Consider the following 18,807-nt stretch of genomic DNA (forward strand, 5'->3'; position numbering starts at 1 on the left):
GGCACGTTACGGTGAGATGGGTGAGTGGCTGAAACCACGTCCCTGCTAAGGACGCATACGGGCAACTGTATCGAGGGTTCGAATCCCTCTCTCACCGCCACTTTACTTATGTCGCGCTCATAGCTCAGCTGGATAGAGCACTTGGCTACGAACTAAGGGGTCGGGAGTTCGAATCTCTCTGAGCGCACCAATAAGTAAACCAGGAAATAACGCAGTCTAATATAGACGACACAAGTGACGCGCTCATAGCTCAGCTGGATAGAGCACTTGGCTACGAACTAAGGGGTCGGGAGTTCGAATCTCTCTGAGCGCACCAACTTGAACAATTAACCGCACATGTTGCGGTTTTTTTGTGCCTGCAATTTGGCTAATCAGCTGCATCCGCCGGCTTCCTTATTTGTTACAATTTCAACTGCAATTTAAAATTTGTATAAAATCAGCGTACAAATACATGATTTGTCCAATATCTATCCATTTGGTTGCATTTTTATGAAATAAGACTTAACAAATAGCGAAAAGCCCGTATAATGCACCCCATCAAGACGTCGCGCTCATAGCTCAGCTGGATAGAGCACTTGGCTACGAACTAAGGGGTCGGGAGTTCGAATCTCTCTGAGCGCACCAATCTTGATAAAGAATTCTGAAAAAACCGCACATGTTGCGGTTTTTTTGTGTCTATAATTTACTAAAACATTCCCGCATTATTTGATCTTCTGTTGAATCTTTAAGGTCAGCACGGTATTGCCACCCAATGCCGGCAGCAGCTCGTGATACGGCATACTGCGCATGGCGCGTAATAAAAACGGTGCCTGCGCATCAATGTTCATGGCGCTGGTCACATTCAGTAAACTGCCCTCGGCTTGCGGCAAAATCTGCATGCCGCCTTGCACATAGCGTAAATCTCCACCCACCGCCTGAAACTGCTGCTCCAGAGCGCCTTGTGCCTGAAAACGCAGTTTAAAATCAAACGGAATCTGAATCACGCCCAGTCCGACCGAAATTTTATAGTCGGCATCCAGCTGCCGGGCAGAGGGCTGCTGAATATGAACTTTTTTAATTTGCCGTGGAAACAGGTGCTGGTAGGCCTGCGGTTCAAGCCAGGGTTTTAGCTTGCTGGCCGGCTGGGCATAGTACTGATAGCTGCTGCTAAAACGCATGATTTCCTGCTTTGCACCATAGGACACCTGATAGGCCGGTAAAATAAAGGATACGGGTTCTTGTGATTTCTGGCTGATCTGCCGGATTTTGTTCATCTGGCTGACACTTAATTCAGGGGCTGGTACGTCGCCGGCGGGTAAGGCTCGGGGTGTTGTGCTTTTAAATTTACGTTGCAGTGCTTCCAGAATAAAGGCATTGGTGCCGGCCGGCAGGCCCAGTTTGGCATCGGGCAGGGCATTCAGGATGGTACGAAATAAAAAGCCTTTGGGCTGCGCCAAATCTCCCCAGTGCGTGACCGTGACCAGCGTCTGATGGGCCGACAAGGCAAACCATTCTATTTTTCCGGCGCCATACGGAATGGGTGCGTCAATCACCAGGGTTTCAATACTGTTGTCGGTGCGCTGATGTTGCAGAATCACATCGTCTTTAAAGTTCAGCACCGGAATGGGCGTGGGAATATGAATCCGGTATTTGACCTGACTGATGTGCTGGCGCTGCTCCAGCATCTTGGCGCTTTTTAAGGTCGGAAACAGCTGGGCATAGCCTGAATAATCACTGAGCAGCGCCGCAACTTTGTGACTGGGCACTGGCAGCACCACCGCAGCACTATAAAATTTACCCCGTTTTGTGGATGCGAAAGTTGGCAGCTGAATCGGTTGCGCGGCATGCGCATAAATCAGAATTCCATCTCCGGTCAGCGCGGCCAGCTGCTCGGCACTGCTGCCATAGCCTTGTAAACTGCCTGGCATTTTTCCTGTCCAGCGAACTAAACTGGCCCAGGCAGAAACCGGCAGCAGCAGACTGCAAAGCAGGGCGATCAATCGGGTGTGCGTCTGTGGCATAAAACATCCTGTTTTTGCTGTGGAGGTGAGCGAATCATCCTGTTTTGAATAGGGTTATTTTTTGAATGGTGGTTGCAGCATCATCATGACAGCACTGGCGAGAAAAAGAATAAGGAAATCACCTATTCTGGTGTAATATTTAGCGTAATTTAACTGATTTGATGATGAGCCGATGTCGGAACTCAAGCCTGCCTTGTCGCTACGTTATTTTTTAAATCTGGAAGAATCTCAGGATGGCTTTGCTCTGGCCACCTTTGGTAAAAAACAGTTTACCCGTTTTATTACCCCGTTAATCAGTGTCGGGATTATTGCCTGGGGCATTTATTTGGGCCTCGATGGTGTAGGTCGTTACTATCTGGCGCTGGGGGTATTTTTTCTGGTGCTACAGATGCTGATGCGCTACTGGTTCCTGCCAATGATGTTTAAGCGTCAGTTTGTCAAATACCAGTTTGGAAAAAGCGAACAGGGCATTGCGCTGTATCAGGATTATGCCGAGATTTCTGCCAATGGCCGTGACAAAGTGGTGCATTATAACGAAGTGCAGAATTTTGCTTCAGGCAAGCTGACCTATATGATTGAGCTGAAAAACCGCATGGTGATTATTGTGCCAAAACGCGTGTTTGAAAGCACAGCCGATCAGACCCTGTTTGAAAATACCTTTAAAAAATAAGCCTGTTAAAACCATCACATCATAAGAGGGAAGATCATGAATACACGTCCATCGAAAATTGTCTGTGTGGGTCGCAGTTATGCGGATCATGCCAAAGAACTGGGCAATGCGGTTCCTGATCGTCCGGTGCTGTTTATCAAACCGCCGAGCAGCCTGCGTCCGTTATCTGCCGGGATTGCCTGGAATCCGGCCTGGGGCAGCTGTCATTATGAATGTGAACTCAGCCTGCGTATTGACCAGCCCTTAAAGGCAGAAACCGATCCGCAAAAAGCCTTGCAGGCCGTGGGGGCGGTGACTTTGGGGCTGGACCTCACCTTGCGTGACTTGCAGGATGAACTGAAACAGAAAGGCCATCCATGGGAACGAGCCAAAGCCTTTGATGGGGCTTGTGTACTGGCAGACTGGGTCGATGTTGCAGAAATTAATGACTGGAAAGATGTGCACTATACGCTGCATATTAATGACGAACTGCGTCAGCAGGGGCATACCGCGCTGCTGATTTTTGAAATTGGTGCGCTACTGGCTGAAATTAGCCACAGTTTTAGTTTGGAGCCGGGCGATGTGGTAATGACCGGTACTCCGGCCGGGGTGGGTGCCTTAAAGGCCAATGACCAGTTAAGTATGCGTTTGCAGGGCAAAACCCGGGAATTTGTCTGGAGCACTTTTGTTCAGGCTTAACCGCCTCCCCAGACGACGAGGACTGCAATTGCAGTCCTTTTTTATGGCGCTTTTCGAGCCTTCCTGGTTTCAGTCTTTGAGTAAATCCTGAAACTTGCTATGCAGCTTCATCAGTTTGGGTGGAATTACAAAGTTGCAATAGCCTTGCGTCGGGTTATTGGCAAAGAAGTTCTGATGATAGGCCTCTGCCGGATAAAAACGCGGTGCAGCGGTCACTTCGGTGACCACAGCAATGCCCTCGGCTTTGAGCTGCTGGATCATCTGTTCGGCCTGTTGCTGCTGCTCCGGATTTAAATAATAAATCACCGAACGATACTGGCTGCCGACATCATTGCCCTGACGGTTAAGCTTGGTCGGGTCATGGGTGGCAAAGAACACATTTAACAGCTGGGTATAGCTGATTTGACTGTCATCGAAATCAATCAGAATGACTTCAGCATGGCCGGTATCACCATTGCACACCGCTTCATAATTCGGATTGTCCATCTGGCCGCCGGCATAGCCACTCACCACTTTGGCCACACCGCGCAGTTGGAGAAATACCGCTTCGGTACACCAGAAACATCCACCACCAAAAATTGCCTGTTGCATAGGGTCAGCCTTCTGTTTTCAATCGTTCATAAAAAAGGCCTGCAAAGGTGCAGGCCGGTGCAGTATTAACGCGGTTGTACGGCACTTTCCAGCTGAATCAGCAAATTGCCATAACGATCCAGCAGTTTCAGGGTTTTACCAAAGACCTGATAATGGGTCACTTTGGCCAGTGCTTCATTGAATTTCTGATCAATGCCATTGCTGTTGAGGCAGGCCATACGGGTGCCAGCCATTTGGCTTAGCGTTAGCGTGTCACGGCCGGCGCTGTAGCTGCCCATAATCCGGTTACAGCCATCGGCACCGCTAACGCGTTGGGTGGCGCTATCAAATTGCAGGCTTGGAATATTGTGGGCAGTCGGTTCGGTGCGAACCGCGGTATTGCCAATCTGGGTCACAATCCAAGTGCGGTTTTGCAGCTGGACAAGATTGGCAGTTTCAACGGTAGCACCCGGGGTTGGTAAAGTTTCACAGCCGCTAAAAACTAGGGCTGAACCTAAAAGGGCAACGGCAGCAAGATGTTTAAGCATATGGATTTCTCTTTATTTTAAAGCTGATGGATGTATCTAAACAAATTTTAAATTTGATCGCCAGTTAAAATTGTATCATTGATTTGACGGAGCGCCAGGAGCGGATGGCGCGGGCAAACCCTGCCGGATTAGTGCTGAAAATTGTGCACTATCCAGCTGGCCCGACTGTTCCACACGCGGATTGATATAAGCGCGCTGATACCAGCTTTCAATGCTCAAGCTCTGATCAAGCGCCTGTAAATCATACAAATAATTGGGTAAATAACCCGAAGCCAGCAGGCGATAATCGGTGGGCAAGGTCTGGTTGGATACTGCCTGCACCATGTCAAAGACCAGGGTAGTGCAGTTACTGGTCAGGGTGTTATACCATTTGGGCTGTTGTGCCAGTTCATCGGCTTTGGTCAGATATTCCAGAAACAGGGCTTTTTGCATTTCTTGCGGCATCTTCAGCGGGAAAAAATAGACCTGTTCGCCGCGAATATTACTGCGGGTATAGATAATATCTTTTTCATCCGCTGCCACCAGACTCAGTTCATATTTGCGGAAGAATCCGCCCAGCGAAGAAAATTCTTCATGGCGTTCTTTGCGGATTTCAATCGAAAAAGTCAGCGGTGCGGCATTGGCAAAATCGAAACTGACCAGGGTGTGGGCAATTTGTGATCCCATCCAGTAGGAAGTGATGATGTTGACGCCCCGAATCTGGTTCAGGTCATAATGGCGACTTTCCCAGCGCTGCTCGTAGGAACCATCGCTGTGCCAGTTAAAGTTACGCACATTGTGCAGAATGACCTGATCGCCGTGACGCTCGGAATGTAACAGCTGCGCCACTTCGGGATTCCAGTCGCGGTCCTGGCGAGGTGGCAGGCCAAAATACCAGAGCTGGCTGCACAGAAATACTAGCAGATAAATCAGCACATCCAGTTTACGGCTAATCAGATGCCGGCTGATATAGATGCCCAGAATGCTCATGGCAAAGGCAATCCACAGGCCAATCAAGATCCGGCTAAAAAGCAGCCCAAACGGCTGCTGAAACCACAAAATCAGCACCAGCCAGATCGAGCTGCCAATTACAAACAGGCTAAACAGGCCATGCAAACTGCCTTGAATCAAACGCTGTGCCAGCTCGGGCTGTTGGGGTGTCTGCATGCTGATGAATTCATTCAGAAAATAAGCTTTATTTTCGGTAGCTGGCAAACTCAAATGCAATGCCAGTTTTGTCATCCAAATGTTGCTCGGCACTGACTTTCTGGAACGCTGCCGGAATTTCCGGATAATGTGCATCGCCCTGCACATCCAGCTCGACATGGGTCAGTTCCAGACGGTCGGCAATATCCATGGTCTGTTTAAAGATTTCACCACCGCCAATAATAAAAATACTGTCCGGCTTTTCTGAAGCCTGCACATCAGCCACGGCCTGAGTTAAAGCTTCTTCAATTGAATAGGCGACTTTGGTGCCCTCAAAGGCCCAATTTGGATCTCGGGTAATCACCCAATTGACACGTTTCGGTAAGGCACGACCCATTGATTCCAGGGTTTTACGGCCCATCACTACCACGCCGCCTTGGGTGATTTCCTTAAAATGTTTTAAGTCGGCAGAAATATGCCACGGCAAATCATTGGCCTTTCCAATACAGCGCTGCTGATCCATGGCCACCACGTGTACGACTTCTAAACCTTGAAATGCCATGCTGTTTCATCCATATCTCATGCGAAAAATTAACCCTATTAAAATGTAAAATCCCCCTCGATGAAAGGGGGATGGGGCATTTATCCGGAATTAATTGGCTTTAAACCGCTACCGGGGCCTTAATTGCCGGATGTGACTCATAACCGACAATTTCAATATCTTCAAATTTAAACGCGAACAGATCTTTGACGTCCGGGTTCAGTTTCAGCTGGCACAGCCCCAGCGGTTCACGACTGAGTTGCAGTTGTGCCTGTTCAAAATGGTTGGCATATAAATGGGTATCGCCGCCGGTCCAGACAAAATCACCAACCTCTAGATCACATACCTGGGCAATCATATGGGTCAGCAGCGCATAGCTAGCAATATTGAATGGTACACCCAGGAAGACATCGGCACTACGCTGATACAGCTGGCAAGAGAGTTTGCCGTTATGAACAAAAAACTGGAACAGGGTATGACAAGGTGGTAATGCCACCTGACCGGCTTCCTGCGGATTCCAGCCCGATACAATTAAACGGCGTGAATTCGGGTTGGTTTTAATCTCGTTGATTAGCCAGGAAATCTGGTCAAAACCATCCTGATTATAGCTGTTATCGGCATTTTTGCTGGCGCCAAAGTTACGCCACTGATGGCCATATACCGGACCAAGCTCGCCTTCAGGACGGCCGAAACGCGCCGTCTGTTCTGCCGTTGACCATTCATCCCAAATCGTAACTTTGTTGTCCTGCAGATACTGGACGTTGGTATCACCTTTTAGGAACCATAACAGTTCAATCACAATTGAACGGAAATGTACTTTTTTGGTGGTTAACAGCGGAAAACCCTGAGACAGATCAAAGCGCATCTGATGACCGAATACAGAACGGGTTCCCGTGCCGGTACGGTCGCCTTTGTCGCCGCCGTGGTCAAGGATATGTTGTAACAGGTCAAGATATTGGCGCATGAAATTCTCTCAATCAAATAGTGATGTGGCTCCTGTGTCGACCCTCATTGCAGCGCAAAAGGCTGGCTGTGTTGAAGATCTTGGCTTTAAATGAGCACATAAAAGTGCAGCCATCATAACATTGATGCCGGGCCGAGATGAATATTCATCATCATTAAAAAAGGCATCTTAAAAAAGATGCCTCAGCAAAATAGCGGCAGCTTATGCGGTTGGCCGACCGGTGTGCGGGGTGTAAATCAGATCACTCAGGTCATAACCCAGACTTTTGGCCTGCGCCAGATATTCATTTTGTGTGGCTTCATCCAGCTGTGGATGACGATGCAGCAACCATAAGTATTTGCGGCTCGGGTCACCGACCAGCGCGGTCTGATACTCCGGATCAAGTTTTAAAATCCAGTAATCGCCTTTGGTAAACGGAATCCAGCGCAGGCCTTCTGGCAAGAAGCTGACTTCCAGTTTGCCATGTTCAGCATCGACTGGGGTGGCTTCACCAATCGATTCATCTAGTTGACCTTGACCATCCAGACGGCGGTTTTGTACGCGCACTTTACCATCTTCATTCAGGTTGTAGGTGGCGGAAATATCGGTACTGTCTTCGGGTTCATGGCGCATTGGCAAACGGGCAATTTCGTACCAGGTGCCCAAATAACGTTGCAGGTTAAAACCGGAAATGGTGTTGAGTTCTGAATTCATAAACAACTTCCTGAATTATTTTCATAAAGACTGCAGTTATTCTAAGCAGGCTGAACGGGATTCGGGTTATTGTTGTTAGCGCTCCTGTTTCGGCATGTATGCAGTGTAAATTCAGCCCGGTTTTCTGTGCAGCAACTGCTACACAGGTTATTAAAATGCAAAAAATTGGACAGGAAAATAAAGCTTAGGAGTCAAACCGTTTGGCACGTTGCTGGTAGATCGACACCATAAACAGTCCTACCAAGATAAAGCCGAGTGCTTGCAAGGCCATGGCCCAAAGTTGCATTTTCGGTAGAAACAGCAGCAATACGGCCAGCAGGAGCAGCGGTGCCAGATTCAATCCCCCGTACATCAGCCTGCGCTGATGTCCTGGCCAGGAACGACGGTCGATCCATTGATACAGCAGATGTAAGCCCATGCCCAGAATCAGACTGAGGATGACCCAAAATGACGGCAGCTGTGCCTGCGTCGAAGCCAGATAAATCAGCAGACAGGTGCCAATACAGATCATCAGTTTGAGCTGACGATGACAACGCGCGGAATACCAGAAACTGAGCATTTATGCCTGATCCTGATGTTGATGCAGCAATGACAGTGGCGAGAACAGACAAATTGCCAGAGCCATAAAGCCAAGTCCTTGTGCGCCCGGTAATAAAATTTCACCCTGTTGCATATTCATGAAAATTAGTGCCAACAGCAGGGCAATTGGAATCCAGGTCAGCAGGCGATACAGTAAACCGGTGGGACGTTGTGCCGCAAAATGAATTTTGCAGTAACGGCAAATCAGAAAAATAATGCCGGTGCCCATAAACATCAAAATGGCATCATAGGACAGCGGTTGCATCCAGTATAAAACGCCGGTGACCACTGCAATCAGAATAAACAGCATCAGTTTTTGCAGTACGGATACGTTGGGATTAAACCAGAATTCGAGCATAGCCCACCAGATGAATTGTGCAAGAGTGCATGCACTTTAGCAAAAATGGCATAAAAAAAGCGAGGCCAATGCCTCGCTCCGGTTTAACTATTTTTCTGTGGGCCCCAGTCATAGATTTTTTTCTGGTAGGCGTACCACATCATCCAGAGACCGACCAGAATCATTGGCAGACTCAAGAATTGACCTTTACTCATCCAGGCAATAAACAGCTGACCATTGTCCGGTTCGCGGAAGAATTCCACCACAAAACGCGCCAGACCATAACCAATCAGGAACAGCGCGGAAACCGCCATACGTGGACGCGGTTTGGAGCTAAACCACCACAGCAGAATAAACAGCAGCAGCCCTTCAAACAACGCCTGATACAACTGCGATGGATGACGTACCAGCTGTAGTGGATCGGTCGGGAAAATCATGCCCAGTGCAAAGTTCGGATCAGTGACCGGACGGCCATATAACTCGCCACCAATAAAGTTGCCGATGCGTCCAAACATCAGCCCGGTCGGGACACAGGGTGCAATAAAGTCCAGGGTTTGGAACCAGGTCATCTGGTATTTTTTGCACCAGAACAGCATGGCCAGCATGACCCCCAGGAAACCACCGTGGAAACTCATGCCCCCGGTCCAGACCTGAAACAGCCACACCGGATTGGCCAGAAACTGCTCAAAGCCATAAAAGAACACATAGCCGACGCGGCCACCAATGACCACACCCAGCGCGCCGTAAAAGATCAGGTCCGAAACCATGTCCGGTGTCCAGCCACGCTGCTTGGCGCGATAAGTGGCCAGACCCCAGGCAAATAAAAAGGCCAGTAAATACATCAGTCCATACCAGTGGACTTGTAAGGGACCCAGCGATATCGCCACCGGATCAATATTTGGATAGGTCAGCATTCCTGTTCCTTGTCATTCTGTTTTGCACAGATTTTAGCTGAATAAGATGAAAAATGTTGTACATTCAATGTGTAAAGATAGCGAGCAGGAAATTATGTGTATTGTGGCCTTTGCCTGGCAGGTTCTGGATGAGCTGCCTTTATGTTTAATTTCAAACCGTGATGAGTTTTATCAGCGTCCAACTGCGGCGTTGCATGCCTGGGAAAATAGCCCGATTTATGCCGGACAGGACTTGCAGTCGGGTGGCACCTGGATGGGCGTGACCGCCAGCGGCCGCTGGGCCATTGTTACCAATTTTCGTAATGGACAGGATCAGCACAATTATCCGACTTCACGCGGGCATCTGATTCAGGATTTTCTGGAATCTGAATTAAGTCCAATTCGCTTTGCGCAAGCCTTGGAGCCGCGCCAGTGCGATTATGCCGGCTTTAATTTATTTGTCGGCGACCGGGAACAGGCGGTGTATATGAGTAACCGAGGGGAAGCGCCGCAAGTACTAGCCAAAGGCGTATATGTAGTGTCCAATGGCTTAATGGGCGAGCACTGGGAAAAAACTGGCCATTTGCGTAAACGCTTTACCCAGGAATTTTTACCGATGTTACAGCAAGCCCAGATGCCAGAAGCAGATCTGCAGCATGCTGCCTGGGATATTCTGGAAGATGAACGCAAGGTGATTGCAGATTTATTGCCAGAAACCGGTATCTCTGTCGAGCTAGAAGAGTTATTGTCATCGATCTTTATTCAGAGTCCGGCGTATGGTACACGCTGTTCCAATATTTTAAGATTGAATGCTCAGCAATGGCACTGGTTAGAGAAAAGCCAGCAGGGTGAAACCGCCGGGCAGATCGTGGAGCTGAGTATTCCATTACAGAAATAAAAAATACCGGCATCAAGCCGGTATTTTTTAAGTATAAGGATGCTTAAGCGAAAGTGTTTTATGCTTGCTCTAGTGCCTCACCTGCAATCGGACCACCGTCTTTACGGGTGATGACTACAGTAGCTGAACGAGGAACTTTACCTAACGCACTGTAGCGGGTACTTTGGTTTGCTGGCCAAGCACCACCTGGATGCTGAACATTGACAAAGATCGCTTTATAGTCAGGTGTAATGGTTACCCCGGTAATTTCACAGCCAGATGGACCAACCAGGAAGCGGCGGACACGGTCATTAGAAAGCTGTGCGCCCACAATTGTTTCTTGACCACCTGCTTTGGTACTTGCTGCAATCGCGGTACCGCCATCACCGACTGAACCTGGAAGTGCTGCAAGCATCATACAGTTGGTTTCATCTGTATATTGACCATCATCGGTTTGAATCCAAAGGATACCACGTGGGTCAAACCACATACCATCCGGGCTAGAGAAGTCGTTCATATCGTCTAGACCAGACAGGTTGATGTTTGACTCAGCGCGTGCTTCAGCACCAAATAAGAAGATATCCCATTTAAATGCTGTAGCGGCTACCGTGTCGCCTTCTTCACGGAAGCGAATAATATGGCCATTCATGTTTCCGGAACTACTTGCGCTTGTGCCCTTGAAGTCAATATAGCTACGTGGGTTAGCGGCATCAGTTGGATACGAACGACCACGGCTGCTGTTATTGGTTAAGGTGACATAAACTTCGCCATTTTCAGGGTTCACTGCAACCCATTCTGGGCGGTCCATTTTGGTTGCACCAACGTGGTCTGCAGCAAGACGGGCATGAACAACGACATCATCCTGACCGGAGAAAGGATAGATTGCATTCGCAGAGGTGAGGCCATTCTGGTTATGCGACAGTTCTAACCATTCACCGGTACCATCATCATTGAACTTGGCAACATATAATGTACCGTTATTCATATATTTGTCGCCAGCAGCATAGCCGCCGTTTACATCTTTAGGGTCCCACACTGCATCTGATACGAACTTATAGATATATTCACCTGTCGCATCATCACCCATATAGAACGCTAATGGCTGACCAGGGATCGGGTTACTACAACGACAATCTTCATGTGCAAAACGGCCGAGTGCAGTACGTTTTACTGGACGTTCAGTTGCGCTAAACGGGTCAATTTCAACAATAAAGCCACAAGTGTTCATGACATTACGGTAGTCTGCTAGCGCGTTTTCACCTTTAACTGAAATATCCCAACGATCATACAGATCTTTGTCACCAGTTAACTCGGCAACTGGAGTATTCCATAAATATTGCGAAGAACGGGCATTAGCACCACCACGACCATAACGTGATAAGGCAATTTCTTCTTTTGCAATGGCACGTGTGTCATTGGCTTGACGAGCGAAATAACCGCTCCAGTTTTCTTCTGCAGTCAGATATGTCCCCCAAGGTGTATAACCGTTACCGCAGTTTGCAAATGTACCACGTGTTAAAGTACCGTCTTGAGAGAATCGGGTTTTAACCAGATCAGAACCGCGCGCTGGACCACGGATTTCCATTTCAGTTGCGGCAGTAATACGACGGTTAAATTCAGAATTTAAATTAATTTTAACGTCTTGGGTATTTTCATCTTTGCTAATTTCAACAACAGATACACCGTGAGCATTTACTTCACGTAAAACCTGATCTTCAGGGCGGATGCCATCTACTGAAATCGTGCCCACAGGGGTATGTAACTGAGATTGCTGCAGATACTCATGGTTTAATACCAGCAAGCCTTGTTTTGATTCTTTGGCAGCATAGTTTTTGTTGGTTGGATGCATACCGAAGAAGCTCATACCATCATGGTTATCGCCGGCACGGAATTGATAAGATGCACCTGATGGTAGTTCAGCATCGGTTTTTTCTGGATAAGTAGGGTTAATTGGATCGCCTACTGCATATAACACTTTCAGCTGGTAGCCTGCAGGAACACTGAAGAAGTTCGCTGTATTTTTTCTCACAGGTTCAAAGGTTAATTTATTCGGGCGGGCGTTCAGATCGCTCCACTCATGCTGATCAGGAGAGGTTGTGTCTGGAGGAGAGGTTGGATTTTCACCTGAATTACCAGAATCATTATCATCATCTGAACAGCCGCTCACGCTTGCTGCAAATGCTAATGCCATTGCCCCACTTGTAGTTTTTGCAATAAAACCACGACGATTCATATGTTGATCAAGAATCGTTTGAAAATGCGTATTATTTGAAGTGTTACTATCTTCGGTCAGATCCTGACACGGAATCATTTCATCGTTGTTCATTTAAAAGTCCTAGCTTTTCTTTAATGGCTTGGTTGCTGCTTAAAAGCTAGAAATAAACTACCCGCTGAATATGACAGTACCTTGAAGAAAATATTTCAAAAAAGTTAAATAATAACAATGGTTTACTAAAATAAAAAAGAGCAGCCGGAGCTGCTCTTTTTTAATCGGGTTTGTAAAAACTTATTCTGCAGTCAGCCGACGCTTCTCAATCAGCTTGCCAGCAAATAAGCCCAATTCGAATAACATCCACATTGGAATAGCCAGCATAATCATCGACAGCGCATCCGGTGGGGTCACAAACATCGAAACAAAGAAACAGCCAACAATAATAAAGCGACGTTTTTCGACCAGCTGCTGGGTACTAACCACACCAATTAAAATCAGCAATAGGGTAATAATTGGAATTTCAAAGGTAAACCCGAACACCAAAAACAGCTTCAAACAAAAGGTCAGATAGCTATTAATATCCGTCATCGGGGCAACCGTTTCCGGCGACACACTGATGAAAAAATGCAAAATTGACGGCAGTGCAATAAAGTAAGCAAATGAAATCCCAATATAGAACAGGGCAATACTGCTTATGAGCAACGGCAATGCCAGGCTTTTCTCTTTTTCATATAATGCTGGTTTTACGAAAGCCCACAGCTGATAAATAATAAACGGCATCGCAATCATCAATGCCACAAAAAAATTTAGCTTAAACGGTGCCATAAAGGTGGCCGTGACATCGGTAGCAATCATGGTCGATGAGGTCGGCAACTGCGCACGCAGCGGCTCAGATAAAATCTGATAGGTGCGATTGGCAAAAGGCAATAAGCAGAAAAACAGTGCAATAACCAAACCCACAATTTTAAATAGATGCTTGCGTAGAATCACCAGATGTTTTGTGATCGGCATTTCTTCTAAAGCAGCCTGCTCGCCCACTGTCGCCGCTGGCAATTGAGAAGGAGAACTTTGACTCATACAGCCACCTTATAATCGGTAAATTGTGACGTGGTCGGAGGAATAGCTTCAGCCGCGGTTAGCGGTTGATGCTGAGGACGCAGTAACAGCGAAGGTTGCGGGGCAATAAAGGTATAACGCGTCGGCAAATTTTTATTATCCGTTGCAGCGGTCTGGTTCGGTTGTTCTTCCGCGAATATTTTTTGTTGTTTTAGCTCATACATTTGAGACTGCATTTTTTGTTCAAGTTCCTGAATACGTGCCATTTCCTGTTGCATCTGTTCACGCAGCTCAGAAAGTCGAAGTTCCCGATCAATATCATTTTGCACATTGCTGATGGTACGTTTAATTTTGCCGTACCACTTTCCAACAAAACGTGCAGCTTCAGGCAGCTTTTCTGGACCCAGCACCAATAATGCAATGATGCCGAAAAACAGCAGCTCCGTCATTCCAATATTGAGCATAACGAAATTACCTGAAAAATTATTGTTTTACAGTCGTGTTAACATCAGATGATGTCGCTTGATGTTCAATGGTCCGTGGCTCGTTCAGGGCCGCAGTGGTCGTTTCATCATCTTTAATTGATTTTTTAAAGTCTTTAACCGCACCGCCCACATCTTTGCCTAAGTTTTTCAGTTTAGATGTACCAAACAGAAGAATCACCACAATTGCAAAAATAAGAACGTGCCAGATCGATAAACCAGCCATAATATTTACCTCTTTTTAATTCAAGACATATCTCAACAGGTCTAGATGACAGCGAGGTGACAGGAATATTGCGATTCAAAGACAGTAGATGGGCTAAAAGCATGTTTTGTCATCAATTATGCTAGGATAATCACCACTTTTTACCTTCCTGTGTACCTGCATGGCGCTGCTGCTTCCGCTAATTTCATTTCTGATTGGATACTTCGGGGTCGCGTATTTAAAGCCGTTGCGTCCGGTGCTGGCGATGTTGCTGGCCCGCCTGTTTATTCCCTTACTGATTATCTACAACATGGTGTTCTATCAGGACGGCAGCTTGTGGCTGATTGGTTTTAGTCTGGTCAGTTCCATCCTTTTCTTTGCGGTCTTTTATATCTTGCAAAAAGATAAACTGATCGCACTGTGCTTCAGTTATTTAAATGGAGCCTGGCTGGGTTTTCCCTTTGCCTTGGCCCTGTTTGGACCTGCGGCCAGCAGTATTATTGTGGCGCTGTATATTGGCGGATCCTTATTTGGCAATGTTTGTGCGGTGATGGCGGTGAGCCAGACCCAGCAAGAATTAAAGTTTATTGTTAAAAATGTGCTGCTTTCACCGCCGGTGATTGCCCTGAGTCTGGCGGGTATTCTGTCTTTTTGGGATGTGAGCCAGTTTGAACATCAGACCTGGGTGCAAGTGATTTACCAAAGCAATAAAGTACTAGTGACCTTTGCCGGCATGTGCGTGCTGGGGATGTGGCTGAGTAAAGTCCGGATTGGCTGGGCTGACTTAAAGTGCAGCCTGGCTTTACTGGTTGCACGTATTCCGCTGGCCTTGTTGCTATGTGCCATCGCATACTGGTGTTTACCCATTCCGCAGCAGACCTTGATTTATGCCGTCATGCTGATGTTTTTCCTGCTGCCACCGGCTGCCAATATTGTGGCACTAGAAACCCATTATCAGGGCACCGGTGATTCTGCCAAATATATTGCCTCAGGAACGATTGCCAGTGCGATTTTGATTGGCGTATATGGCGTGGTGGTGCATATATTGGTACCGGGTTTATAAAAAGCTTTTTCCAATATAAACTTTAAATATTGAAATCGAAGTATAAATTCATAAAAGGGGAAAATTCTCTCTTCTTTCAGGAGAAGGCTAGGGAAAGCTAAGAACGAATTGGGGAGATTTGTGCCATTCAAATCTCCCTCTCCCTATGGGAGAGGGCCGGGGTGAGGGTGTTTTAATAACCTCCCTCTAACTCCCTCCTAAGAGGAGGGAGGACGTTTTTCAAACGCGAGTTTTACTTCTCCAAACTCGCTTTAAACAGCTGCATCGCCTGACCTCGATGGCTGATCTTATTTTTTTCTTCTTTGCTCATCTCTGCGCTGGAAATCCCCAGTTCCGGTAACCAGAACAGTGGATCATAACCAAAACCATTTTCACCACGTGGTGCATCCAGAATTTCACCTTGCCAGATGCCCTGGAAAATTTGTGGTAAAGGATCTTCGGCATGCTGCACCAGGGCCAGCACACAAACAAACATCCCTTCAATCGCTGTTCCATCTTTGCGTAAAGGCTGTAAGTCTGCCAGCAGTTTTTCATTATTGGCGGCATCATTGCCATGTGCGCCAGCATAACGGGCAGAGTAAATTCCCGGTGCGCCGCCCAGTGCCGGTACGCAAATCCCGGAATCATCAGCAATCGCAGGCTTGCCAGAAATTTTAGAGGCATGACGCGCTTTAATAATCGCATTTTCAACAAAGCTCAGACCATCTTCAATGGCATCTTCAATATTGAGCTGGCCTTGCGGGATGACATCAACCGGTAAATTCAGTTCTGCAAATAGTTTTTCAAATTCCGCAATTTTGCCTTTGTTATTGCTGGCCAGAACCAGGGTGCCTTGAGAGAGCCAAGCAGGTGCAGTCATCTCGAATTACTCATGATTGAAAACATGCGGGCTAGTTTAACCGAAAACCACCAGACTACAGGCATGAAAAAAGCACCCGAAGGTGCTAGTGTTTTTGAACCTGGCTTATTGCGCCTGAATCCATTTGTCGGCACGGTCACGCGCCTGACGAATCTGTTCCTGGGTCAGGTTGGCGGCCAAGGCTGTTTTTTTGCCTTCCGATAAAGAAATCACTTTATTGTCGAGCATGCCATCACGGGTAGACAGTTCATACCACTGATAAGCACCCATATAGTTTTTCTTTTTCTCTTCCATCATCGCCAGGTTAAAGCTGGCACGGTTATCACCGCGGCTGGCCGCTTTTTCAAAATACTGACGGGCCAGGACCTCATCTTTTTTGGTGCCAATGCCATCAGCCAGCATACGACCCACGTTCAATTGGGCTGAAGACAGTCCCTGATCGGCAGCGGCTTTATACCAGGCAAAAGCCTGACGTTCATCTTTAGCGACATCTTGGCCATGCAGATATTTGGTTGCTAGATAGAACTGCGCACCGGCCTGACCGGCTTTGGCGGCTTTAATCAGACCCTGAATGTCCATCACCGAATACTGGGCGGCCTGGCTCGACACCGAGCTGCCTGGCGCCACGTAATCTGCATGCGCCTGCAGGCTAAAAAGTCCAACCAGTAGCGTCGTGCTTAATAATAATTTTTTCATAGAGCGCTCACTCGATAAATTGCGACTTCACCAAACAGATTCGGGATATGTTTACTGAGTAAACTAACTTGTTGATCCCCATTCACAGCGAGTCGATTAATAATACGGATATTGTTTTCAGCACAGAGTGCTTCGAAATCACGGAAAGTACAGAGGTGGATGTTCGGGGTGTTGTACCACATATACGGCAAAGCTTCTGAAACCGGCATTTTTCCTTTCAGTGCAAGGAAAGAACGGGTCCTCCAGTGGGCAAAGTTCGGAAAGGTAATAATCGCCTGTTTTCCGACACGCACCATATCACGCAATAATACGTCAGGTGCATCTACAGCTTGCAAGGCTTGTGCCATGACCACATAGTCAAAAGACTGGTCGGCAAAGCGGCTTAAACCGAGATTTAAGTCTTGTTGGATGATATTTAACCCCCGACTGACGGCAATTGCAATCTTTTCTTGGTCAATTTCCAGGCCGTAAGCACGAATATTGTGCTTTTTGCTCATGTGGGCCAGCAGTTCACCATCACCACAACCGAGGTCTAAAACGCGGGAACCGGGCTTAATCCACTTTTCGGCAAGTTGCTGATCAATACGCATTACACAGCCTCCTGCGGGGTGGCCTTGAGGTGTTCTGCACCTCCCAAAAATGCTCTTAAAGATTTGACATATAAAGGAATCGGGAACAGGAAGGAGTCATGGCCCTGTTCGGCATCAATATCTAAATAGCTGACCGGTTTATGGTTGCTAATCAGCGCATCGACAATTTCCTGCGAACGCGAAGGCGAGAAACGCCAGTCGGTGGTAAACGAAATCACTAGGAACTGGCATTGAGTATGGGCCATGGCCTGTACCAGCGACTGTTCGTATTCACGCGACGGATCAAAATAATCTAGCGCCTTGGTCATAATTAAATAGGTGTTGGCATCAAAGTTACGGCTGAACTGTTCACCCTGATAGCGCAAATAGCTTTCCACCTGAAACTCGACATCGAAACCGTACATGAATTTGCCCAGTTTCAGGTCACGGCCAAATTTCTGCTTCATGGCTTCTTCAGACAGATAGGTGATGTGTCCGACCATCCGCGCCAGAATCAGGCCACGTTTTGGATAGCTGTCATGTTCCAGATAACGGCCATGATGAAAATCAGGATCAGAAAGAATCGACTGACGCGCGACTTCATTAAAGGCAATATTCTGTGCCGACAGTTTTGGCGCACTGGCAATAATCACACATTTTTCCAGACGGTCCGGATAATCAACCGACCATTGCAAGGCCTGCATGCCCCCCAAAGAGCCGCCAATCACTGCATACCATTTTTGAATGCCTAAGCGGTCTGATAGCATGGCCTGGGTTTTGACCCAGTCACGCACCGTCACCAGCGGGAAATCCGGACCATAAGGGCGGTTTTCATTTTCCGGGTTGGGTGAGGTTGGACCGGTCGAACCATGACAGCCACCAATATTGTTCAGTGCCACCACAAAGAATTTAGAGGTATCAATGGCTTTGCCCGGACCAATACAGCTGTCCCACCAGCCAGACTTTTTATCATCTTCATGATGATAGCCCGCCGCATGATGATGCCCGGACAGGGCATGGCAGATTAAAATGGCATTGGATTTGTCGGCATTCAAGCTTCCGTAAGTTTCAACCATCAGTTCAAAACGTGGCAGAACACGACCACATTCCAGCTCTAACGGCTCTTCAAATTGAAACTGTTGTGGCGTTACGACACCCACAGAGTTAGCAGGGAAAGACACAGGAATAAT

Annotated in this window: 22 protein-coding genes and 4 tRNA genes; 8 read left to right on the forward strand and 18 right to left on the reverse strand. The window is 47.4% G+C overall.

What is annotated here, in order from left to right:
• Nucleotides 1–10: 10 nt before the first annotated feature.
• The 4 genes from VF685_RS07985 (at nucleotide 11) to VF685_RS08000 (ending at nucleotide 624) form a co-directional block, all read left to right on the forward strand.
• Nucleotides 11–100 (forward strand) — tRNA-Ser (locus VF685_RS07985).
• 13 nt (nucleotides 101–113) lie between these two features.
• Nucleotides 114–190 (forward strand) — tRNA-Arg (locus tag VF685_RS07990).
• Between the two features lie 49 nt (nucleotides 191–239).
• A tRNA-Arg gene (locus VF685_RS07995) sits at nucleotides 240–316 on the forward strand.
• Between the two features lie 231 nt (nucleotides 317–547).
• A tRNA-Arg gene (locus VF685_RS08000) sits at nucleotides 548–624 on the forward strand.
• Nucleotides 625–701: 77 nt separating this feature from the next.
• Here the strand turns inward: VF685_RS08000 and VF685_RS08005 are convergent.
• Nucleotides 702–2,000: an SRPBCC family protein gene (locus VF685_RS08005; protein WP_104511460.1), complete on the reverse strand. Its 1,299-nt coding sequence runs from the start codon at nucleotides 1,998–2,000 to the stop codon at nucleotides 702–704.
• 172 nt (nucleotides 2,001–2,172) lie between these two features.
• On the opposite strand from VF685_RS08005, the gene VF685_RS08010 reads away from it, so the two are divergent.
• Both VF685_RS08010 and VF685_RS08015 read left to right on the forward strand, forming a co-directional pair.
• Nucleotides 2,173–2,670 (forward strand): YcxB family protein, encoded by a 498-nt coding sequence (locus VF685_RS08010; protein ID WP_005180217.1) that lies wholly within the window; start codon nucleotides 2,173–2,175, stop codon nucleotides 2,668–2,670.
• Between the two features lie 36 nt (nucleotides 2,671–2,706).
• A complete protein-coding gene (locus VF685_RS08015) occupies nucleotides 2,707–3,348 on the forward strand; it encodes a fumarylacetoacetate hydrolase family protein (RefSeq protein WP_016658545.1) in 642 nt (213 codons plus the stop codon).
• A 69-nt stretch (nucleotides 3,349–3,417) separates the two neighbouring features.
• Here VF685_RS08015 and msrA read toward each other — a convergent pair whose 3' ends face one another.
• The 9 genes from msrA to lgt form a co-directional block, all read right to left on the reverse strand.
• Entirely contained in the window at nucleotides 3,418–3,939 is a 522-nt protein-coding gene (msrA, locus tag VF685_RS08020; protein ID WP_440203603.1) for a peptide-methionine (S)-S-oxide reductase MsrA, read from the reverse strand.
• A 65-nt stretch (nucleotides 3,940–4,004) separates the two neighbouring features.
• A complete protein-coding gene (locus VF685_RS08025; RefSeq protein WP_005180208.1) occupies nucleotides 4,005–4,466 on the reverse strand; it encodes an META domain-containing protein in 462 nt (153 codons plus the stop codon).
• A gap of 75 nt (nucleotides 4,467–4,541) precedes the next feature.
• Complete coding sequence (locus tag VF685_RS08030) at nucleotides 4,542–5,612, reverse strand: Lnb N-terminal periplasmic domain-containing protein (RefSeq protein WP_286384623.1); 1,071 nt, start codon at nucleotides 5,610–5,612, stop codon at nucleotides 4,542–4,544.
• 28 nt (nucleotides 5,613–5,640) lie between these two features.
• On the reverse strand, nucleotides 5,641–6,153 hold the full coding sequence (locus tag VF685_RS08035) for a dihydrofolate reductase (protein ID WP_016658548.1): 513 nt from the start codon (nucleotides 6,151–6,153) through the stop codon (nucleotides 5,641–5,643).
• 100 nt (nucleotides 6,154–6,253) lie between these two features.
• Nucleotides 6,254–7,096: a thymidylate synthase gene (thyA, locus tag VF685_RS08040; RefSeq protein WP_005180203.1), complete on the reverse strand. Its 843-nt coding sequence runs from the start codon at nucleotides 7,094–7,096 to the stop codon at nucleotides 6,254–6,256.
• Between the two features lie 201 nt (nucleotides 7,097–7,297).
• Nucleotides 7,298–7,789, reverse strand: a complete 492-nt coding sequence (locus tag VF685_RS08045; RefSeq protein WP_075167417.1) for a lipocalin family protein — start codon at nucleotides 7,787–7,789, stop codon at nucleotides 7,298–7,300.
• Between the two features lie 184 nt (nucleotides 7,790–7,973).
• A complete protein-coding gene (locus VF685_RS08050; protein WP_104503620.1) occupies nucleotides 7,974–8,348 on the reverse strand; it encodes a hypothetical protein in 375 nt (124 codons plus the stop codon).
• Nucleotides 8,349–8,726, reverse strand: a complete 378-nt coding sequence (locus VF685_RS08055) for a hypothetical protein (RefSeq protein WP_127800199.1) — start codon at nucleotides 8,724–8,726, stop codon at nucleotides 8,349–8,351. It lies immediately after the preceding gene.
• An 83-nt stretch (nucleotides 8,727–8,809) separates the two neighbouring features.
• On the reverse strand, nucleotides 8,810–9,619 hold the full coding sequence (gene lgt, locus VF685_RS08060; RefSeq protein WP_016658551.1) for a prolipoprotein diacylglyceryl transferase: 810 nt from the start codon (nucleotides 9,617–9,619) through the stop codon (nucleotides 8,810–8,812).
• 94 nt (nucleotides 9,620–9,713) lie between these two features.
• Between lgt and VF685_RS08065 the strand changes: the two genes are divergently transcribed.
• Entirely contained in the window at nucleotides 9,714–10,496 is a 783-nt protein-coding gene (locus tag VF685_RS08065; protein WP_163146296.1) for an NRDE family protein, read from the forward strand.
• Between the two features lie 58 nt (nucleotides 10,497–10,554).
• On the opposite strand, the gene VF685_RS08070 is transcribed toward VF685_RS08065, so the two are convergent.
• The 4 genes from VF685_RS08070 to tatA form a co-directional block, all read right to left on the reverse strand.
• Complete coding sequence (locus tag VF685_RS08070; RefSeq protein WP_168384202.1) at nucleotides 10,555–12,801, reverse strand: PhoX family protein; 2,247 nt, start codon at nucleotides 12,799–12,801, stop codon at nucleotides 10,555–10,557.
• 180 nt (nucleotides 12,802–12,981) lie between these two features.
• Nucleotides 12,982–13,764, reverse strand: coding sequence for a twin-arginine translocase subunit TatC (gene tatC / locus VF685_RS08075; RefSeq protein ID WP_005180188.1), 783 nt, complete (start codon nucleotides 13,762–13,764; stop codon nucleotides 12,982–12,984).
• Complete coding sequence (gene tatB / locus VF685_RS08080) at nucleotides 13,761–14,207, reverse strand: Sec-independent protein translocase protein TatB (protein ID WP_104489799.1); 447 nt, start codon at nucleotides 14,205–14,207, stop codon at nucleotides 13,761–13,763. Before tatB ends, tatC begins: the two co-directional genes overlap by 4 nt.
• 19 nt (nucleotides 14,208–14,226) lie before the next feature.
• Nucleotides 14,227–14,451, reverse strand: coding sequence for a Sec-independent protein translocase subunit TatA (gene tatA / locus VF685_RS08085; RefSeq protein WP_005180185.1), 225 nt, complete (start codon nucleotides 14,449–14,451; stop codon nucleotides 14,227–14,229).
• 160 nt (nucleotides 14,452–14,611) lie between these two features.
• Between tatA and VF685_RS08090 the strand changes: the two genes are divergently transcribed.
• The gene (locus tag VF685_RS08090) at nucleotides 14,612–15,493 is read left to right on the forward strand and encodes a permease (protein WP_286384622.1); all 882 of its coding nucleotides are present in this window, start codon (nucleotides 14,612–14,614) and stop codon (nucleotides 15,491–15,493) included.
• Between the two features lie 232 nt (nucleotides 15,494–15,725).
• Here the strand turns inward: VF685_RS08090 and rdgB are convergent, their stop codons facing one another.
• The 4 genes from rdgB to metX all read right to left on the reverse strand — a co-directional run bounded on the left by rdgB (nucleotide 15,726) and on the right by metX (nucleotide 18,798).
• Nucleotides 15,726–16,352: an RdgB/HAM1 family non-canonical purine NTP pyrophosphatase gene (gene rdgB, locus VF685_RS08095; protein WP_016658557.1), complete on the reverse strand. Its 627-nt coding sequence runs from the start codon at nucleotides 16,350–16,352 to the stop codon at nucleotides 15,726–15,728.
• 105 nt (nucleotides 16,353–16,457) lie between these two features.
• Complete coding sequence (locus VF685_RS08100; protein WP_005180179.1) at nucleotides 16,458–17,048, reverse strand: tetratricopeptide repeat protein; 591 nt, start codon at nucleotides 17,046–17,048, stop codon at nucleotides 16,458–16,460.
• Nucleotides 17,045–17,638 (reverse strand): methionine biosynthesis protein MetW, encoded by a 594-nt coding sequence (gene metW / locus VF685_RS08105; RefSeq protein ID WP_005180178.1) that lies wholly within the window; start codon nucleotides 17,636–17,638, stop codon nucleotides 17,045–17,047. Before metW ends, VF685_RS08100 begins: the two co-directional genes overlap by 4 nt.
• Nucleotides 17,638–18,798 carry a homoserine O-succinyltransferase MetX gene (metX, locus tag VF685_RS08110; protein WP_163145414.1) on the reverse strand — a complete coding sequence of 387 codons (1,161 nt, stop codon included), beginning with the start codon at nucleotides 18,796–18,798 and terminating at the stop codon, nucleotides 17,638–17,640. Before metX ends, metW begins: the two co-directional genes overlap by 1 nt.
• Between the last annotated feature and the right edge of the window lie 9 nt (nucleotides 18,799–18,807).

The sequence above is a fragment of the Acinetobacter sp. Brlt_5 genome, from assembly GCF_051949055.1.
GTDB lineage: Bacteria > Pseudomonadota > Gammaproteobacteria > Pseudomonadales > Moraxellaceae > Acinetobacter > Acinetobacter indicus.

What these genes read in the sequence shown, in the direction of transcription:
- VF685_RS08065 (WP_163146296.1), top strand. Translation starts at nt 9,714, where the DNA reads ATGTGTATTGTGGCCTTTGCCTGGCAGGTTCTGGATGAGCTGCCTTTA.
- tatC (WP_005180188.1), bottom strand. Translation starts at nt 13,764, where the DNA reads ATGAGTCAAAGTTCTCCTTCTCAATTGCCAGCGGCGACAGTGGGCGAG.
- VF685_RS08070 (WP_168384202.1), bottom strand. Translation starts at nt 12,801, where the DNA reads ATGAACAACGATGAAATGATTCCGTGTCAGGATCTGACCGAAGATAGT.
- VF685_RS08090 (WP_286384622.1), top strand. Translation starts at nt 14,612, where the DNA reads ATGGCGCTGCTGCTTCCGCTAATTTCATTTCTGATTGGATACTTCGGG.
- msrA (WP_440203603.1), bottom strand. Translation starts at nt 3,939, where the DNA reads ATGCAACAGGCAATTTTTGGTGGTGGATGTTTCTGGTGTACCGAAGCG.
- VF685_RS08100 (WP_005180179.1), bottom strand. Translation starts at nt 17,048, where the DNA reads ATGAAAAAATTATTATTAAGCACGACGCTACTGGTTGGACTTTTTAGC.
- tatB (WP_104489799.1), bottom strand. Translation starts at nt 14,207, where the DNA reads ATGCTCAATATTGGAATGACGGAGCTGCTGTTTTTCGGCATCATTGCA.
- tatA (WP_005180185.1), bottom strand. Translation starts at nt 14,451, where the DNA reads ATGGCTGGTTTATCGATCTGGCACGTTCTTATTTTTGCAATTGTGGTG.
- VF685_RS08045 (WP_075167417.1), bottom strand. Translation starts at nt 7,789, where the DNA reads ATGAATTCAGAACTCAACACCATTTCCGGTTTTAACCTGCAACGTTAT.
- VF685_RS08015 (WP_016658545.1), top strand. Translation starts at nt 2,707, where the DNA reads ATGAATACACGTCCATCGAAAATTGTCTGTGTGGGTCGCAGTTATGCG.
- VF685_RS08050 (WP_104503620.1), bottom strand. Translation starts at nt 8,348, where the DNA reads ATGCTCAGTTTCTGGTATTCCGCGCGTTGTCATCGTCAGCTCAAACTG.
- VF685_RS08010 (WP_005180217.1), top strand. Translation starts at nt 2,173, where the DNA reads ATGTCGGAACTCAAGCCTGCCTTGTCGCTACGTTATTTTTTAAATCTG.
- lgt (WP_016658551.1), bottom strand. Translation starts at nt 9,619, where the DNA reads ATGCTGACCTATCCAAATATTGATCCGGTGGCGATATCGCTGGGTCCC.
- rdgB (WP_016658557.1), bottom strand. Translation starts at nt 16,352, where the DNA reads ATGACTGCACCTGCTTGGCTCTCTCAAGGCACCCTGGTTCTGGCCAGC.
- thyA (WP_005180203.1), bottom strand. Translation starts at nt 7,096, where the DNA reads ATGCGCCAATATCTTGACCTGTTACAACATATCCTTGACCACGGCGGC.
- VF685_RS08030 (WP_286384623.1), bottom strand. Translation starts at nt 5,612, where the DNA reads ATGCAGACACCCCAACAGCCCGAGCTGGCACAGCGTTTGATTCAAGGC.
- VF685_RS08025 (WP_005180208.1), bottom strand. Translation starts at nt 4,466, where the DNA reads ATGCTTAAACATCTTGCTGCCGTTGCCCTTTTAGGTTCAGCCCTAGTT.
- VF685_RS08035 (WP_016658548.1), bottom strand. Translation starts at nt 6,153, where the DNA reads ATGGCATTTCAAGGTTTAGAAGTCGTACACGTGGTGGCCATGGATCAG.
- VF685_RS08055 (WP_127800199.1), bottom strand. Translation starts at nt 8,726, where the DNA reads ATGCTCGAATTCTGGTTTAATCCCAACGTATCCGTACTGCAAAAACTG.
- metW (WP_005180178.1), bottom strand. Translation starts at nt 17,638, where the DNA reads ATGCGTATTGATCAGCAACTTGCCGAAAAGTGGATTAAGCCCGGTTCC.
- VF685_RS08005 (WP_104511460.1), bottom strand. Translation starts at nt 2,000, where the DNA reads ATGCCACAGACGCACACCCGATTGATCGCCCTGCTTTGCAGTCTGCTG.